At 60.0% G+C, this 16,134-nt stretch carries 20 protein-coding genes and 1 pseudogene; 14 read left to right on the forward strand and 7 right to left on the reverse strand.

Translation table 11 applies throughout. The features are described 5' to 3' along the window. From J3361_RS26925 to J3361_RS26960, 8 genes and pseudogenes are all read left to right on the forward strand, one after another. Positions 1-87: pseudogene (locus J3361_RS26925) on the forward strand (NAD(P) transhydrogenase subunit alpha); the annotation flags it as partial. Further along, entirely contained in the window at positions 87-1,523 is a 1,437-nt protein-coding gene (locus J3361_RS26930) for an NAD(P)(+) transhydrogenase (Re/Si-specific) subunit beta (protein ID WP_072411236.1), read from the forward strand. The pseudogene J3361_RS26925 and the gene J3361_RS26930, both read left to right, overlap by 1 nt. Before the next feature lie 201 nt (positions 1,524-1,724). Continuing rightward, a complete protein-coding gene (locus J3361_RS26935; RefSeq protein WP_207967103.1) occupies positions 1,725-3,218 on the forward strand; it encodes an acetyl-CoA hydrolase/transferase family protein in 1,494 nt (497 codons plus the stop codon). Between the two features lie 319 nt (positions 3,219-3,537). Further along, a complete protein-coding gene (locus J3361_RS26940) occupies positions 3,538-3,753 on the forward strand; it encodes a DUF1127 domain-containing protein (protein WP_003187014.1) in 216 nt (71 codons plus the stop codon). Between the two features lie 339 nt (positions 3,754-4,092). Then, positions 4,093-4,410, forward strand: coding sequence for a DUF2388 domain-containing protein (locus tag J3361_RS26945; RefSeq protein WP_186708194.1), 318 nt, complete (start codon positions 4,093-4,095; stop codon positions 4,408-4,410). Between the two features lie 106 nt (positions 4,411-4,516). Then, positions 4,517-4,825 carry a DUF2388 domain-containing protein gene (locus J3361_RS26950; RefSeq protein ID WP_207967104.1) on the forward strand — a complete coding sequence of 103 codons (309 nt, stop codon included), beginning with the start codon at positions 4,517-4,519 and terminating at the stop codon, positions 4,823-4,825. A 27-nt stretch (positions 4,826-4,852) separates the two neighbouring features. After that, a complete protein-coding gene (locus J3361_RS26955; protein ID WP_186708198.1) occupies positions 4,853-5,173 on the forward strand; it encodes a DUF2388 domain-containing protein in 321 nt (106 codons plus the stop codon). Continuing rightward, complete coding sequence (locus tag J3361_RS26960; RefSeq protein ID WP_207967105.1) at positions 5,170-7,131, forward strand: DUF4105 domain-containing protein; 1,962 nt, start codon at positions 5,170-5,172, stop codon at positions 7,129-7,131. The genes J3361_RS26955 and J3361_RS26960 overlap by 4 nt, the downstream gene beginning before the upstream one ends. Before the next feature lie 225 nt (positions 7,132-7,356). On the opposite strand, the gene trpA is transcribed toward J3361_RS26960, so the two are convergent. Further along, a complete protein-coding gene (gene trpA, locus J3361_RS26965; protein WP_207967106.1) occupies positions 7,357-8,169 on the reverse strand; it encodes a tryptophan synthase subunit alpha in 813 nt (270 codons plus the stop codon). Then, entirely contained in the window at positions 8,169-9,401 is a 1,233-nt protein-coding gene (gene trpB, locus J3361_RS26970; protein ID WP_063323534.1) for a tryptophan synthase subunit beta, read from the reverse strand. Before trpB ends, trpA begins: the two co-directional genes overlap by 1 nt. A gap of 112 nt (positions 9,402-9,513) precedes the next feature. On the opposite strand from trpB, the gene J3361_RS26975 reads away from it, so the two are divergent. After that, complete coding sequence (locus tag J3361_RS26975) at positions 9,514-10,431, forward strand: LysR family transcriptional regulator (protein WP_207967107.1); 918 nt, start codon at positions 9,514-9,516, stop codon at positions 10,429-10,431. Here J3361_RS26975 and J3361_RS26980 read toward each other — a convergent pair. Beyond that, entirely contained in the window at positions 10,404-10,730 is a 327-nt protein-coding gene (locus J3361_RS26980) for a DUF883 family protein (protein ID WP_053127069.1), read from the reverse strand. The genes J3361_RS26975 and J3361_RS26980 overlap by 28 nt on opposite strands. Before the next feature lie 154 nt (positions 10,731-10,884). On the opposite strand from J3361_RS26980, the gene J3361_RS26985 reads away from it, so the two are divergent. Both J3361_RS26985 and J3361_RS26990 read left to right on the forward strand, forming a co-directional pair. Continuing rightward, positions 10,885-11,100 carry a dodecin gene (locus tag J3361_RS26985; RefSeq protein ID WP_014335909.1) on the forward strand — a complete coding sequence of 72 codons (216 nt, stop codon included), beginning with the start codon at positions 10,885-10,887 and terminating at the stop codon, positions 11,098-11,100. 115 nt (positions 11,101-11,215) lie between these two features. After that, positions 11,216-11,437 (forward strand): DUF1161 domain-containing protein, encoded by a 222-nt coding sequence (locus tag J3361_RS26990; protein WP_207967108.1) that lies wholly within the window; start codon positions 11,216-11,218, stop codon positions 11,435-11,437. Positions 11,438-11,490: 53 nt separating this feature from the next. Here the strand turns inward: J3361_RS26990 and J3361_RS26995 are convergent, their stop codons facing one another. Beyond that, positions 11,491-12,492 carry an LLM class flavin-dependent oxidoreductase gene (locus tag J3361_RS26995; RefSeq protein WP_207967109.1) on the reverse strand — a complete coding sequence of 334 codons (1,002 nt, stop codon included), beginning with the start codon at positions 12,490-12,492 and terminating at the stop codon, positions 11,491-11,493. 241 nt (positions 12,493-12,733) lie between these two features. On the opposite strand from J3361_RS26995, the gene J3361_RS27000 reads away from it, so the two are divergent. Both J3361_RS27000 and J3361_RS27005 read left to right on the forward strand, forming a co-directional pair. Continuing rightward, the gene (locus J3361_RS27000; protein ID WP_207967110.1) at positions 12,734-13,165 is read left to right on the forward strand and encodes an OsmC family protein; all 432 of its coding nucleotides are present in this window, start codon (positions 12,734-12,736) and stop codon (positions 13,163-13,165) included. Between the two features lie 149 nt (positions 13,166-13,314). After that, a complete protein-coding gene (locus tag J3361_RS27005; RefSeq protein WP_207967111.1) occupies positions 13,315-13,548 on the forward strand; it encodes a DUF1161 domain-containing protein in 234 nt (77 codons plus the stop codon). 6 nt (positions 13,549-13,554) lie between these two features. Here the strand turns inward: J3361_RS27005 and J3361_RS27010 are convergent, their stop codons facing one another. Together J3361_RS27010 and J3361_RS27015 are read right to left on the reverse strand one after the other, a co-directional pair. Then, on the reverse strand, positions 13,555-13,980 hold the full coding sequence (locus tag J3361_RS27010; protein WP_207967112.1) for a hypothetical protein: 426 nt from the start codon (positions 13,978-13,980) through the stop codon (positions 13,555-13,557). Positions 13,981-14,019: 39 nt separating this feature from the next. After that, positions 14,020-14,433 (reverse strand): hypothetical protein, encoded by a 414-nt coding sequence (locus tag J3361_RS27015; RefSeq protein ID WP_207967113.1) that lies wholly within the window; start codon positions 14,431-14,433, stop codon positions 14,020-14,022. A 58-nt stretch (positions 14,434-14,491) separates the two neighbouring features. On the opposite strand from J3361_RS27015, the gene J3361_RS27020 reads away from it, so the two are divergent. Further along, positions 14,492-15,583 (forward strand): aminopeptidase, encoded by a 1,092-nt coding sequence (locus J3361_RS27020; protein WP_207967114.1) that lies wholly within the window; start codon positions 14,492-14,494, stop codon positions 15,581-15,583. A 269-nt stretch (positions 15,584-15,852) separates the two neighbouring features. On the opposite strand, the gene J3361_RS27025 is transcribed toward J3361_RS27020, so the two are convergent. Then, positions 15,853-16,128 carry an HU family DNA-binding protein gene (locus J3361_RS27025; protein ID WP_003177201.1) on the reverse strand — a complete coding sequence of 92 codons (276 nt, stop codon included), beginning with the start codon at positions 16,126-16,128 and terminating at the stop codon, positions 15,853-15,855. Between the last annotated feature and the right edge of the window lie 6 nt (positions 16,129-16,134).

Below are 16,134 nucleotides of genomic sequence, written 5' to 3' on the forward strand. Positions count from 1 at the left end.
TTCGGTGGCTTCCTGGTGACGCGCCGCATGCTTGAGATGTTCAAGAAAAAAGCCCCGAAAGCCGTAAAAGAAGAGGCGCCCAAGTAATGAGCATGAACCTGGTAACGACGCTCTACCTGATCGCGTCCATCTGCTTCATCCAGGCCCTCAAAGGCCTGTCGCACCCCACCACGTCCCGCCGCGGCAACCTGTTCGGCATGCTCGGCATGGCGCTGGCGGTGCTCACCACGGTGGGCCTCATCTATAAGCTGGGGGCCGAACTGGCCACTGCTGGCATCGGCTACGTGATCGTTGGCCTGCTGGTCGGCGGTACCGCGGGCTCGATCATGGCCAAGCGCGTCGAGATGACCAAGATGCCGGAGCTGGTGGCGTTCATGCACAGCATGATCGGCCTGGCCGCGGTGTTCATTGCCATCGCCGCCGTAGTCGAGCCGCAGTCCCTGGGTATCGTCAAGCAGTTGGGGGATTCGATTCCGGCCGGTAACCGCCTGGAGCTGTTCCTCGGCGCCGCCATCGGTGCAATCACCTTCTCCGGCTCGGTGATCGCCTTCGGCAAGCTCTCGGGCAAGTACAAGTTCCGCCTGTTCCAGGGCGCACCGGTACAGTTTGGTGGCCAGCACAAGCTCAACCTGATCCTGGGCCTGGCAACGCTGGGCCTGGGCCTGACCTTCATGTTCACCGGCAACCTCGGCGCGTTCGCCCTGATGCTGGCCCTGGCGTTTATCCTGGGTGTACTGATCATCATCCCGATCGGCGGCGCGGACATGCCGGTGGTGGTCTCGATGCTCAACAGCTATTCCGGTTGGGCCGCTGCGGGTATCGGCTTCTCGCTGAACAACTCGATGCTGATCATTGCCGGTTCGTTGGTGGGTTCGAGCGGTGCGATTCTCTCGTACATCATGTGCAAGGCGATGAACCGTTCGTTCTTCAACGTGTTGCTCGGTGGCTTCGGCAACACCGCCGATGCGGCTGGCCCGGCAGGCTCGAAAGAAGCCCGTCCGGTGAAATCCGGCTCAGCTGACGACGCAACCTTCCTGCTGACCAACGCCGACACGGTGATTATCGTCCCAGGCTACGGCTTGGCGGTAGCTCGGGCGCAGCACGCGTTGAAAGAGCTGACCGAGAAGCTGACCCACCATGGCGTGACCGTTAAATACGCGATCCACCCGGTGGCCGGTCGCATGCCAGGGCACATGAACGTATTGCTGGCCGAGGCCGAAGTGCCTTACGACCAGGTGTTCGAGATGGAGGACATCAACTCCGAGTTCGGCCAGGCCGACGTGGTGCTGGTACTGGGCGCCAACGACGTGGTCAACCCGGCGGCGAAGAACGATCCGAAATCGCCGATTGCCGGCATGCCGATCCTCGAAGCCTTCAAGGCCAAGACCATCATTGTCAACAAGCGCTCCATGGCCAGCGGCTATGCCGGCCTGGACAACGAGCTGTTCTACCTCGACAAGACCATGATGGTGTTCGGTGACGCCAAGAAGGTCATCGAGGATATGGTCAAAGCCGTGGAATAACCCCATCGCTGTTTCACCCAAAAACGCCCCGACTTGTCGGGGCGTTTTGATTTGTATCAAGGCAAAATATTACCGATCCGGTAATGATGTTTTGCCTGAAACGCCCGTAATAGACGCCTAAAATGCGACCTTTGTGGGGGGTCGGGCACAGCGCTAATTCACTAGACTGCGCATCTTGCTTTCCAGCCCGAGATAATCCCTATGTACCGTGATCGCATCCGCCTGCCTTCGTTACTAAACAAAGTGATGAGCGCTGCCGAAGCAGCCTTGTTGATTCAGGACGGCATGACCGTTGGCATGAGCGGTTTTACCCGCGCTGGAGAAGCGAAAGCAGTGCCCCACGCCCTGGCTGAGCGCGCCAAGGTGACGCCGTTGAAAATCAGTCTGATGACCGGCGCGAGCCTGGGCAACGACCTCGACAAGGAGCTCACCGAGGCCGGGGTACTGGCGCGGCGCATGCCGTTCCAGGTCGACAGTACGCTACGCAAGGCGATCAACGCGGGCGAGGTGATGTTCATTGACCAGCATCTCTCGGAAACCGTCGAGCAACTGCGCAACGGCCAGCTCAAGCTGCCCGATATTGCCGTGATCGAAGCAGTAGCCATCACCGAGCAAGGGCATATCGTACCGACCACGTCGGTGGGCAACTCGGCCAGTTTCGCCATCTTCGCCCGGCAAGTAATCATCGAGATCAACCTGGCCCACAACCCGAACCTGGAAGGTCTGCACGACATTTATATCCCGACCTATCGCCCTACCCGCACGCCGATTCCCCTGGTGAAAGTCGACGACCGCATTGGCAGTCCCGCGATCCCGATCCCGCCGGAAAAAATTGCTGCCATTGTCATTACCAACCAGGGGGACTCGCCTTCGACCGTCGCGCCACCCGACAGCGACACCCAGGCCATAGCCGATCACCTGATCGACTTCTTCAAGCAGGAAGTCGCGGCCGGGCGCATGACCAATAAGCTCGGGCCGTTGCAGGCCGGGATCGGCAACATCGCCAACGCCGTGATGTGCGGACTGATCGATTCCCCGTTCGAAGACCTGACCATGTATTCCGAGGTCCTGCAGGATTCGACATTTGACTTGATCGACGCCGGCAAGCTGAGTTTCGCCTCCGGCAGTTCGATCACCCTGTCGGGTCGGCGCAATGCCGATGTGTTCGGAAATCTGGAAAAGTACAAGGACAAACTGATCCTGCGCCCACAGGAAATCTCCAACCACCCCGAAGTGGTGCGCCGCCTGGGCATCATTGGTATCAACACCGCGCTGGAGTTCGACCTGTACGGCAACGTCAACTCCACCCATGTCTGCGGCACGCGGATGATGAACGGCATCGGCGGTTCGGGGGATTTCGCCCGTAACGCCCACCTGGCGATCTTCGTTACCAAGTCGATTGCCAAGGGCGGCGCCATCTCCAGTGTCGTGCCGATGGTCAGCCATGTGGACCATACCGAGCATGATGTCGACATCCTCGTAACCGAGATCGGCCTGGCCGACCTGCGAGGTCTGGCGCCAAGGGAGCGGGCACGCGTGATCATCGACAATTGCGTACACCCGACCTATCGCCAGGCCTTGAATGACTATTTCGACGCCGCGTGCGCCTTGGGTGGGCATACCCCGCATATCCTGCGCGATGCACTGAGTTGGCACCTGAACCTCGAAGAAACCGGGCGCATGTTGGCCGTCTGATACAGCTGGATCACCGTTATCGCAAATACAGTTTTGGTTGCGGCCTGCCATTCGCTTCGCTCGTGACAAAAACTGTACTGCTGTACCGGTGTTTTCTTACAGTCTTTTCTCTCAAAACAGCTAGCAACGTATAAAATTGCACCAATAACGTGCAGACAAGTACAGTTGCTTCAATATCGACCAGTACACCGCTCTTTAACAGTTAACTGGTCTCTCACAATACAGGTGAACTGTATCTAGAGAGACTGGCCAAACGAGAGGATCATGGGCACCAGTTAAACCACTACCTAATCCCGCCACAAGCGGAAGGATGTCAACCATGGAACGTACACTCAGTTCCGAGCTGTTTTTCGAAGACAAAGCTGAAAAAAACCAGGCTTCCCTGCCTCTTCGCGTTATCGCCAACCTGATGTTGTGGCAGCGCCGCATCGCCAGCCGTCACCAACTGGCTCGTCTGGATTCGCGCCTGCTGGCTGATGCCGGTATCAGCGAAGCACAACGCTACGAAGAGCTGAGCAAGCCGTTCTGGCGCTAACTCAGCGTCGCTGGCCCTGACCCACCGGGTCCACTGCCAGCACCGAATCGAACAAACAAGACCCGTCGCGGGTGACCGCGACGGGTCTTGTCGTTTCGGGGCCCCGATTTTTAGGGATGTCCAGAGGAAAATAACAGTTTTAATAAAAACAAAAACATACCAGTACAGTTATGCTTGAACCGTAACGCCTCCATGCAAGCGTCCTACAGTGACCCGCAAGGGCTGTCAGCCAACGCGTTCCTGTCCTAATATCGAGGCGAACGTGGCGAAGCGAGTCGAGCATGCGTCTCCTCTTCCAGCTATACGCACCGGCATCACCATCATTTAAGGAGTTTCATCATGATCCGTCTTCGCCTGCTCAGCGCAGCTGCTCTACTGGCCGTAGCCGCCCATTCCAACGCCAGCAGCTTCATTGTGACCACAGACTCCCTCGTCGGAGCGCTCAAAGCCACGTCCGACGTGACTTCCGATGCAACCTCGTCATTGCGTGACAACAAAATCGTTCAAGCCGCCCGTGACGACGCTGCCAGCTTCGTTGCCAGCGAAGGCGCCATCCGTGGTGTGAAGCTGGAAAGTGCCCTGGACTACATCCGCCAACAGGCACCGCAACTCAACGCCACCGATGCACAGCTGGCACAGGCCATCCTGGTGATCTGATGCAACATGAAACATCGGGCGCCAATTGGTGTTCCGATGTTTCAACACTGGCTCTGGCCCGCAGGTTTGCGCTAGCCTTCAGGCTCGCCATCAACCGTCGAGTCCCATGCGTTTTTACTCAGATCTGTTCATCGCGTCTTTCTTCGTCGTTTTTTGCTGGTCCGTGCCGGCCCATGCCTTCGATGTGTCCACCCAGCAAGTGGTGGTCAGCGGCTATGCCACGAGCATGGTGACCTCCGCGCCCTTCGACCATAAACTGATCGTCGCCGCTCACGATGACGCTGCGGCCTTCATTGCCAGCGACGGGCAGTTGCGAGGTGCACAACTGGAATCGGCCCTGGACTACCTGCGCCGGACCCAGCCAAAACTTCATGCCAGCGACCTTGAACTGGCACAAGCAATTCTCGTCCAATAGTTATCCTTATTTTTCCGGAGTCGTTCCATGCGTAGCCCGCTGATTGCTGCCGCCCTCGGCCTGTTGGTTTTGGCCGATGTGGCCCAGGCACAAACCCTGGTAGCCACCAGTAACATCATCGTTCGCGCCTCCCAGCGCACGATCGATTTCACCTCCGACACCACCACGTCCATCCGTGATTCGAAAATCGTCCGCGAAGCCCATGACGATGCGGCCAGTTTTGTCGCCAGCAATGGTGAAATTCGTGGTGCTCATCTCGAGGCCGCCTTCGACACCTTGCGCACCCGCGTGCCGGAAGCCCGGGATGCCAGTGACCAGGTTCTCGCCGAAGCCATCCTCGCATTGTGAGGCGGTTCGCCGCCTGGATGGCGGCCGGGGTCTTGCTGCTCACCGCCAGCATGGCCCAGGCCGGCCTGCAACTGCACCTCAACGTCGAAGGACTGAGCCCGGCGCAACAGCAGGCCAGCCAGGCGCTGCTCGATGAAGCCATGCAGGTCCTGCCGCCGCGCTTCATCGAGCGACTGGACCGACGCATCAATGTCGGCTGGACCGACCAGATGCCCGCCAATGCCTACGGCCAGGCCTCGTTGGTGTCGCAACTGGACCTCAACAGCAACCTGCTCGACAGCCTTGTCGACGGCAGCGCCGCGACGCAAAAGACCCAGCGCCCCCACGGCACCGTCCGCCGGGAAATGCTCGCCACAGTCTTGCATGAACTGACCCACATCTACGACCGCTCGCGCCTATGGCCAGACGCCGAACGCACGCTGATCCAGCGTTGCACTCGACGCAACGGCAGCGCCGGGCTGATCGGCCTCCCCGATGAATGCCGGGGCCAGAACGACCGCCACTTCACCCTCAGCGATGATCCGCGCTTGCTGGACCTCGCCGGCTGGCCGCAATACGTCGGCCGTCGCGGTGCGCGGGAACAGCACAACCGCCAGGTCGCCCGCAGCCCGGACCTCTATGAAACGAGCAGCCCCAAGGAATTCGTCGCGGTCAACATGGAGTACTTTCTCCTCGACCCGAGCTATGCCTGCCGACGCCCGGCCTTGTATCGCTATTACCAGGAACACTTCGGTTGGGCACCCGCCGCCAAGGACACCTGCGCCAAATCGTTCGCGTTCCTCAACGCCGGCAACGACTTCGCCAAGACGCCACTGGGCAAGGTTGATCCCGAGCGGGTCTATGCCATTGACTACCTACTGGCCGAGGCCAATCAGAACTGGGTAAGCCGCTGGGGCCACAGCATGCTCCGGCTGGTGATCTGTGCACCAGGCCGGCCACGCGGTCCAGACTGCCGGCTGGATCTGGACCAACACTTGGTACTGTCCTACCGCGCCTTCGTGGGCGATGTGCAGTTGTCGAGTTGGGACGGGCTGGTCGGCAAATACCCCTCGCGCCTGTTCGTATTGCCGCTGGCCCAGGTGATCGATGAATACACCAAGACCGAGCTACGCAGCCTGGCATCGGTGCCGCTGAACCTGTCGCGCACCGAAATCGAGGAAACGGTCGAGCACGCCGCCGAAATGCACTGGAGCTATGACGGCAACTATTACTTCCTGTCCAATAACTGCGCCGTGGAGAGCCTGAAACTGCTGCGCAGCGGCAGCAACAACAAGCAGCTCAACGGCCTGGACAGCATCATGCCCAACGGCCTGCTGGAAGTGCTCAAGGGTCGGGGCCTGGCGGATACCAGCGTGCTGGATGACCCCAAGGAAGCCTTGCGCCTGGGCTACCACTTCGACTCATTCCGCGAGCGGTACCAGGCCATGTTCGATGTGCTGAAGAAGTATCTGCCGATCAAGCAACAGACGGTGGAAGACTGGCTGGCCCTGGACGCCGCCGAACGCCGTGTCTGGTTCGACCAGGCCGACCTGCGCACCAGCGCGGCGCTGTTGCTGTTGGAGCAGGCCAGTTTTCGCCGGCAACTGCTGTTGGCGCAGGATGAAGTCAAACAGCGCTATCTCGGAGCCCGTGAGTTGCAGAACGGCGGTATGGAAAGAGCTAACGCGACGCTGCAGCAGATCCTCGCCAACAGCGGTTTCCTCAGCCGTCCGGCCGAACTGCTGGGCAGCAGCGGCTACGGCTTGCCGCAACCCAGCGAGTGGCAACGCCTGGAATCGGAAAGCAACTTGCGGCAGAAACAACTGCAAACGCTGACAGGCGATCTGGACAAGGAAGTCCGGGCGTTGCTCGAACCGAGCCGCGCCGCTGAAATTGCGGCGAGCGAGGCCAACGTGAAGGAGATCGGCGAGCATTTGCGCGAACTGCACAAGGCGGGGGGCGGGTTGGAGTTGCCCTGACGAACAGGGTCGTCATTGTGGCGAGGGAGCTTGCTCCCGCTCGGCTGCGAAGCAGTCGTAAACCAGCCAATGCGCCCTCTCTGAAAGAATTACATGAACCTGTTTGGGGCCGCTTCGCGACCCAGCGGGAGCAAGCTCCCTCGCCACAAGGGCAGTCCTGGTGCAAAAAAGGGGTTCAGAACCAAGTTCTGAACCCCTTTTTTTGGCTCAGCGCCGAACCAGGAATCAGCCCAGACGCGCCTTGCGCACACCATCGGCCAGGGCGGCACACAAGCTCAACACGCCATCGATCGCCTGTTCCGATGTGTCGGCGCTAGCGATATGGTCGATCAGCGCCGAGCCGACCACCACCCCGTCAGCCAACCGTGCGATGGCCGCCGCCTGCTCCGGTGTACGAATGCCGAAACCAATGCTGATGGGCAGATCGGTATGGCGACGCAAGCGCGCCACCGCTTCTTCCACGTGCTCCAGCGTCGCGGCGCCAGCACCGGTCACACCGGCCACCGACACGTAGTACACAAAACCCGAACTGCCGTTGAGGACCGTCGGCAAACGCACATCGTCAGTGGTCGGCGTCGTCAGGCGGATGAAGTCCAGGCCCGCGGCCTGGGCCGGTTCGCACAGTTCGCTGTTGTGTTCGGGCGGCATGTCCACAACGATCAGGCCATCCACGCCAGATTCCAGCGCCTCGCCAATGAAACGCTGCACGCCATAACGGTGGATCGGGTTGAAGTAACCCATCAACACCAGCGGCGTCTCAGTGTTGTCCTTGCGGAACTCACGAACCATCTGCAGGGTTTTCGCCAGGTTCTGCTGGGCTCCCAGGGCGCGGATGTTCGCCAATTGAATCGCCGGGCCGTCGGCCATCGGGTCGGTGAAGGGCATGCCCAACTCGATCACGTCGGCACCCGCCGCCGGCAGGCCCTTGAGGATCGCCAGCGAGGTGTCGTAGTCCGGGTCGCCCGCCGTGACGAAGGTCACCAGGGCGGCGCGGTTCTGTTCCTTGAGTTCGGCAAAACGGGTTTGCAGGCGGCTCATCAGTGTTTCTCCTGCTGGGACTGTTCCATGTGGTGCATCACGGTTTGCATGTCTTTGTCGCCACGGCCGGACAGGTTGACCACCATCAGGTGATCTTTCGGCAGGTTGGGTGCGCGCTTAAACACTTCCGCCAGGGCATGGGCGCTTTCCAGCGCGGGAATGATCCCTTCCAGTCGGCAGCACTTGTGAAAGGCTTCCAAGGCTTCGGCGTCAGTCACCGAGGTGTACTGGACGCGGCCAATGTCGTGCAACCAGGCATGTTCCGGGCCGATACCGGGGTAGTCGAGCCCCGCGGAAATCGAATGGGCGTCGATGATCTGGCCGTCGTCGTCCTGCAACAGGAAGGTGCGGTTGCCGTGCAGTACACCGGGGACGCCGCCGTTCAGGCTCGCCGCGTGCTTACCGGTCTCGATGCCATAGCCTGCAGCTTCGACGCCGATGATCTCGACACTCTTGTCGTCCAGGAATGGGTGGAACAGGCCCATGGCGTTGGAGCCGCCGCCGATGCACGCTACCAGGCTGTCCGGCAGGCGGCCTTCCTGGGCTTGCAACTGCTCGCGGGTTTCCTTGCCGATCACGGCCTGGAAGTCACGCACCATCGCCGGATACGGATGCGGGCCAGCCACGGTACCGATCAGGTAGAACGTGCTGTCGACGTTGGTGACCCAGTCACGCAGGGCCTCGTTCATGGCATCTTTCAGGGTACCGGTGCCGGCGACCACCGGGATGACTTCAGCCCCGAGCAGCTTCATGCGGAACACGTTGGCCTGCTGACGCTCGATGTCGGTGGTGCCCATGTAGATCACGCAGTCCAGGCCGAAACGCGCGGCCACGGTGGCGGTGGCCACGCCGTGCATACCTGCGCCGGTCTCGGCGATGATGCGTTTCTTGCCCATGCGCCGTGCCAGCAGGATCTGGCCGATGCAGTTGTTGATCTTGTGCGCGCCGGTGTGGTTCAGCTCTTCACGCTTGAGGTAAATCTTGGCGCCGCCACAGTATTCGGTCAGGCGCTCGGCGAAGTAGAGCGGGCTCGGACGACCGACATAGTCGCGCTGGAAGTAGGCCAATTCCTCAATGAAGGCCGGATCTTCCTTCGCCACTTCGTACTCACGGGCCAGATCAAGGATCAGCGGCATCAGGGTTTCGGCCACATAGCGGCCACCGAACGCACCGAACAGGCCGTTGGCATCGGGGCCGCTGCGCAGGTTGAAAGGGGTCGTGGACTGGGTCATCGGGCGCTCCAAGCAAATGCGTTGAAAGACAATGAGGTTCACTCTACCCCTGACATCCCCCACTGAAAACCGATAAGATCGCCGCAACCTGTCAGGAAAACTCACAAATAACATGAGCCACGACCTGCCCCCCCTCAACGCCTTGCGGGCCTTCGAGGCCACCGCCCGCCTGAACAGCGTAAGCCAGGCGGCTGAACAGCTGCACGTCACTCATGGGGCCGTGAGCCGACAGTTGAAGGTGTTGGAAGAGCATCTGGGCGTCAGCTTGTTCATCAAGGACGGGCGCGGCCTGAAACTCACAGATGCCGGCTTGCGCCTGCGGGACGCCAGCACCGATGCGTTCGAGCGCTTACGCGGTGTTTGCGCGGAGCTGACACAAAGTACGGCGGACGCCCCGTTTGTACTGGGCTGCTCGGGAAGCCTGCTGGCGCGTTGGTTTATTCCTCGCCTGGGCAGGCTCAACGCCGACCTGCCGGATTTGCGCTTGCACCTGTCCGCCGGCGAAGGCGACCTGGACCCCAGGCGTCCGGGATTAGACGCTCTGTTGGTATTCGCCGAGCCGCCCTGGCCGGCCGATATGCAGGTGTATGAACTGGTGAGCGAGCGGATCGGCCCGGTGATGAGCCCGCACTACGCAGGGTTCACCCGCTTGCAGGACGCACCGCCCAGCGCGCTGCTCGACAAACCGTTGCTGCACACCACTTCGCGCCCACAGGCCTGGCCGACCTGGGCACGGCAAAACCACCTTGAGCCCCAGGCATTGAAGTTCGGGCAAGGGTTCGAGCATTTGTATTATTTGCTGGAAGCCGCCGTGGCGGGGTTAGGCGTGGCGATCGCACCCGAACCGCTGGTGGCTGAGGACGTTCGCGCCGGTCGCCTGGTCGCGCCGTGGGGCTTCAATGAAACCGCGGCGCGACTGGCGTTGTGGCTACCCAAGCGCGCTGCGGACGGGCGCGCTCGGCAATTGGCCCAATGGCTCAGGCATGAGCTGGGCCAACCGGTTCAGTCACCGCGTTTGCACAGCAGGTAAGCAGCCAGCAAACCCAGCGCACCGACCGCGACACCGGCCGTGGTCCATGGGTGTTCCTGCGCGTAATCTCGCGTGGCGATCCCGGTTTCACGGGTTTTCACCTTGACCTCTTCATAGGCGTCGCTGAGCAGATGGCGCGAATGTTTCAGCGCGTTTTCGGCATTGGCCTTGAGCGACTTGAGGGTTTTACGCGACTCGTCCGAAGCGTCATCCTTCAGACTTTCCAACGATTTGAGCAGACTTTCGATCTCCGCTTCCATGCTTTGCAACGAGGCTTTGCGTAACGAAGTGCTGGCCATGGTGGCTCTCCTGCAGTGGTTGAGTATCGTGTGTGAATTGGGACTCCGACGGTTTGGGAAAGTGCAGTAAATCTGAACTTTCGCCGCTTGAATGGCCACACATATAGGGCGAAAAATCGCTGCTAGGCTGTTAAAGACAACCAAGGAGAACGTCATGAGTGATCACCATACGTACAAAAAAGTCGAACTGGTCGGCTCGTCTCCCACCAGTATTGAAGACGCCATCAACAACGCCCTGGCCGAGGCCAGCAAAAGCCTCAAGCATCTGGAATGGTTCGAAGTCACGGAAACCCGCGGCCACATCGCAAATGGCCGGGCCGCGCACTTTCAGGTGACCATCAAAGTCGGGTTCCGGATCGCCAATAGCTGAGGTTCTTTGAACTTGCACGCTGGCGGAGTGCCATAGGGAGTGGCGATGCGCTATGGTCTGCGCATTACGTTTTTCCAATACCTGCCCTATTTGATCCGACCAAGGAGTGCGAGCGATGAACAAGTTGATGGTGGCCCTGGGTTTGCTGAGCCTTGCCGGTGGTGCGTTTGCGGCCGGCAAACCCTGCGAAGAGCTTAAAAGCGAAATCGCAGCGAAGCTGGACGCCAAGGGCGTGTCAGGTTATTCGCTGGAAATCGTCGATAAAGGCACAGCGTCTGACGGAAAAGTCGTCGGCAACTGTGAGGGCGGTACGAAAGAAATCGTCTATAAAAAGTGATTTTTTTGAAGGTCAAAGCCGACGCAGTGCGTCGGCTTTTTTGTGCGTGTCGTTCAGCCCTTCATGACCTGCGCCAGCAACTCGTAGGAGTGCAAGCGATCGGCGTGCTCATAAAGGTCGCTGGTGAAAATCAGCTCATCGGCCTGGGTTTGCTCGATCAGCACTTGCAGCTTGGCGCGAATCTTCTGCGGACCGCCGACCATGGCCAGCCCCAGGAAATCGCCGACCGCCTCTTTCTCATGGGGCAACCAAAGACCATTCATGGTCTCGACCGGCGGACGCTGCACCAGACTCTGGCCACGCATCAGCGCCAGGATCCGCTGGTACACCGACGTCGCCAGGTAATCGGCCTGCTCATCGGTATCCGCCGCTACCAGCGGCACACCGAGCATCACATAAGGCTTGTCTAGTACCGCCGACGGCTTGAAGTGGTTGCGATAGATACGGATCGCCTCGTGCATGTAGCGCGGTGCGAAATGGGAGGCGAATGCGTAGGGCAAACCGCGTTCACCGGCCAACTGCGCGCTGAACAAGCTCGAACCCAACAGCCACACCGGCACGTTGGTCCCGGTGCCGGGCATGGCGATGATGCGTTGGTCCGGGGTGCGCGGGCCCAGGTAGCGCATCAGTTCGGCGACGTCCTCGGGAAAATCGTCCGCACTGCCGGAGCGCTCGCGACGCAGCGCCCGAGCAGTCATCTGATCGGAACCTGGCGCACGCCCCAACCCCAGATCGATTCGACCCGGGTAGAGGCTTTCCAGCGTGCCGAACTGTTCGGCGATGATCAACGGTGCGTGATTGGGCAGCATGACGCCGCCGGAGCCGACGCGAATGGTCGAAGTCCCCCCCGCCAGATACCCCAGCAGCACCGCTGTCGCCGAACTGGCGATACCATCCATGTTGTGGTGTTCGGCCACCCAGAAGCGGGTGTAGCCGTATTTTTCCACGTGCTGCGCCAAGTCCAGCGAGTTGTGCAAGGATTGAGCGGCATTGCCATCGGCGCGCACAGGCACCAGGTCGAGGGTTGAGAATTTCACGTCGGACAGCTGTTTCATGGGCCGGGATCTCCAACGGCGTTCCGGGCTTTTTCCAACGGGTAAAAGCCTGCCGTTTCTAAAGGTGTGTGCCATTGCAATGTGGGCATATACCCGAGTTTCAATAGTTGCGACGAAATTTCCTACTAAATTCGTCGGCTAATCGACAAGGTGAACTTTTCCAGGCGGTCTATCCTCACAACCCAGACAGTTAAGAAAACACCCAGGCGCGGCGTTCGCGCCGGATCTTCAGGAGGCAGACATGGCTATCATCAAGAAAGCATCGGCTCATTGGGAAGGTGACCTGAAAACCGGTATCGGCTCAATTTCCACGGAAACCGGCGTGTTGCGTGAAGCACCCTATGGCTTCAAGGCGCGATTCGAAGGCGGCAAGGGCACCAACCCCGAGGAACTGATCGGCGCAGCCCATGCCGGCTGCTTTTCCATGGCCTTTTCGATGATCCTCGGCGACGCCGGGCTCAAGGCCGACAGCATCGACACCAACGCTGAAGTGACCCTGGACCAGGTCGAGGGCGGTTTCGCGATCACGGCGGTCAAGCTGATACTCAAGGCGAAAATCCCCGGCGCGAGCCAGGCGCAATTCGATGAACTGAGCAAGAAGGCCAAGGAAGGGTGCCCGGTTTCCAAAGTGCTGAATGCCCAGATCACCCTGGATGCGACGCTGGTGAACTGACCCATGAAAGGGTCGCAGCCTTCGCAGGCATTGCCGAAGGCTGCGATTTCCTGAATACGGTCGAGCTGTTTACCCTGGCGCAATTATGATCGAATGAAGCTCGCAGTTTCAGCGCACAGGCAGTGCGTGCTGCCATGAGGAATTCGAACATGAAACGATCAGCACTGGTGGTCATCGGCTGCGCATTCGCTGCATCAGCCCTTGCGGCTCCCAAATCCTGTGAAGAGCTTAAAGCGGAAATCGAAGCGAAGATCCAGGCGAACAACGTGTCGTCCTACACGTTGGAAATCGTCACCAATGACGAAGTCCATGACCAGAACATGGTGGTGGGCAGTTGCGAAAACGGTACAAAGAAGATCATCTACCAGAAGAACGACCGCTAGGGCGTCCTACGGAACGCAATTGATTTGTCGTTCTTCGGCCACGATTTGACGCTTGGCGTCATAGAGCCGAGCGCTCGGCGTGAATGCCAGGTTGCGAGCCTCCAGACGATAGCGCTGGCCGGCCTCGAAATGGTCGTAGCGCACGAGCATGTAGCACAGCCGCTCTTGGGGTTCGGCCTGCATGCCCAACCCGCCACCACTGAATACTTCGAAGTCGAAGCGCACTTTCAGTTCGTGGCTGCCCGGCGAAACCTGGAAGAACCGTCCGTCGCGCAAGCGCTGGCCGTCCAGGCTTTCAGCCATCAGCATTTTGCCGCCCGGCATGGGCGTAGCAAAATCAACCCACGCCATGTTCGGGTCGACCTGGGGCAGCGGGCTCGTTGCGCAACCGCTCATGGAGACCAGGGCCAATAACAGCAAGGGTAAGCGCATGGTGAATCTCCTGAAATCAGACAGTGAGCATAGCGCCAATCACGTTTGTTGGCAGCCCGCCGGCGTACCTTGCCCCACCACCTTGCGCTGCTGATCGTACAGCTTGGCCCACGGCCGGAAACCAATGCTGCCGGCCTGCAGCTGGTAACGTTGGCCGGCGTTGAAATCCTTGAATTTCAGGTTCAACCGGCAATCGCGCCACAGCGGCTCCGCGTCCGGGCCGATGTTGCCGGGTTCGACGGCGAACTGGTAACGCACCGTCAGTTCATGGCTGCCGGGTTGCACTTCGAAATAACGCCGGTCGACGGATAGTTTGTCATCGACTTCCAGCGCCTGTAGTGCCGTGTCCTGCTGGTTGCCCAGATCGATCCACGCTCGGGATGGATCAGGGTCAGGCAAGCCGGCACAACCGGTGAGCAACAACAGGCTACTCGTCAGCATCAACACGCGCATAGCGAAGCTCCAGGCAAGCGAGATAGTCTTGTGGGCAGACTTCCCAGGGTGATTCCAATTGATCAGGCCGCGTTCAAGCCATCGGTTACTCGACCGTGTTTTCCAGATTTTGTTTCCAGGCCTCCTGCTTTTGTTACTGAACGGTTGCGCCAGCGCCGGTTATTACAGCCAACTCGTGGGCGGGCAGCTGCGGTTGTTGCAGGCCCGCGAGCCTATCGACCAGATCATTGCCGACCCCGCTCGCGACACCCAACTCAAGACGCATTTGGCCCAAGCCCGCGAGGCTCGGGCCTTTGCCAGCAATCACCTGCATCTACCGGACAATCGAAGCTATCGCCTGTACGCGGACATTGGCCGGCCGTTCGTAGTCTGGAATGTCTTCGCCACGCCAGAGTTTTCCCTGGCACCGCGCAATCATTGTTTTCCCATTGCCGGTTGCGTGGCTTATCGCGGTTATTACAGCCAGGGCGCCGCCCGTGGCGAAGCCGCGTTGCAGCGCTTGCAGGGCATGGACGTGGCGATTGGCGGGGTAGAAGCCTATTCAACGCTGGGCTGGTTCAACGATCCGATCTTGAGTTCGATGATGCATTGGGGCGACGAACGCCTGGCGACGCTGATTTTTCATGAACTGGCGCACCAACGGTTTTATGTACAGGACGACACCGAATTCAATGAGTCCTTCGCCACCTTCGTCGAGCAGGAGGGCACCCGGCAATGGCGCGCCAGTCGTGGTCTGGCGCCGGACAATGGCAAGCAGGTGCGCCAGCGCGACCAGTTCATCCAACTGATCCTCGACACCCGCCAGCGCCTGGAAAAGCTCTACACCCTACCCCTGCCGGCCGAGCAGATGCGCCAACGCAAAACAGCGGAATTCGAACGCCTGCGTGCCGACTACGTGGAAATGCGCGATTCCCAATGGGCAGGCGACAAACGCTACGACGCCTGGGTCTATGCGCCCTTGAACAATGCGCGATTGCTGCCGTTCGGGCTGTATGACCAGTGGGTGCCGGCATTTGCGGCGCTGTTCAAGCAGAAGAATGGGGACTGGGTTGGGTTTTACACGGCGGTGGAACAGCTGGGCAAATTGCCGATCGACGAGCGCAAGGCGGCCTTGAGGGTGTTGGCGGAGCCGAAGACTTCCGCGGGCTAGACGAATGTCATCGCGAGCAGGCTCGCTCCCACTTAGGCATCTCCACCTCTGTGGCGAGGGAGCTTGCTCCCGCTCGGCTGCGCAGCAGTCGTCGCTTTTTTGGGGCCGCTTCAAGACCCAGCGGGAGCAAGCTCCCTCGCCACGGATACCGGGCACCAAGCCATCGCTGTCCCAAACAGCTTGCAAGCCACACAAAAAAGGGCATACCGATTCATCGGTATGCCCTTTCGATTGCTGCTTTCTCCCCCTGGCCGAGGTACTCGTCGCAATTATGGGTTAACGCTGTCTTTCAAGAACTTGCCTGGTTTGAAGGCAACGGTGTTGCTGGCCTTGATCTTCACTGGCTCACCGGTTTGAGGGTTCTTGCCAGTGCGGGCGCCGCGGTGGCGTTGCAGGAAAGTGCCGAAGCCCACCAGGGTAACGCTGTCCTTGCGGTGCAGGGCGCCGGTGATTTCTTCCAGGACGGCGTTGAGGACGCGGTTGGCTTGTTCTTTGGTGAGGTCTGCTTTTTCCGCGATGGCGGCGGCGAGTTCTGGTTTACGCATGAATGA

Source organism: Pseudomonas sp. OA65 (assembly GCF_017498305.1).
Taxonomy (GTDB): Bacteria; Pseudomonadota; Gammaproteobacteria; order Pseudomonadales; family Pseudomonadaceae; genus Aquipseudomonas; species Aquipseudomonas zanjanensis.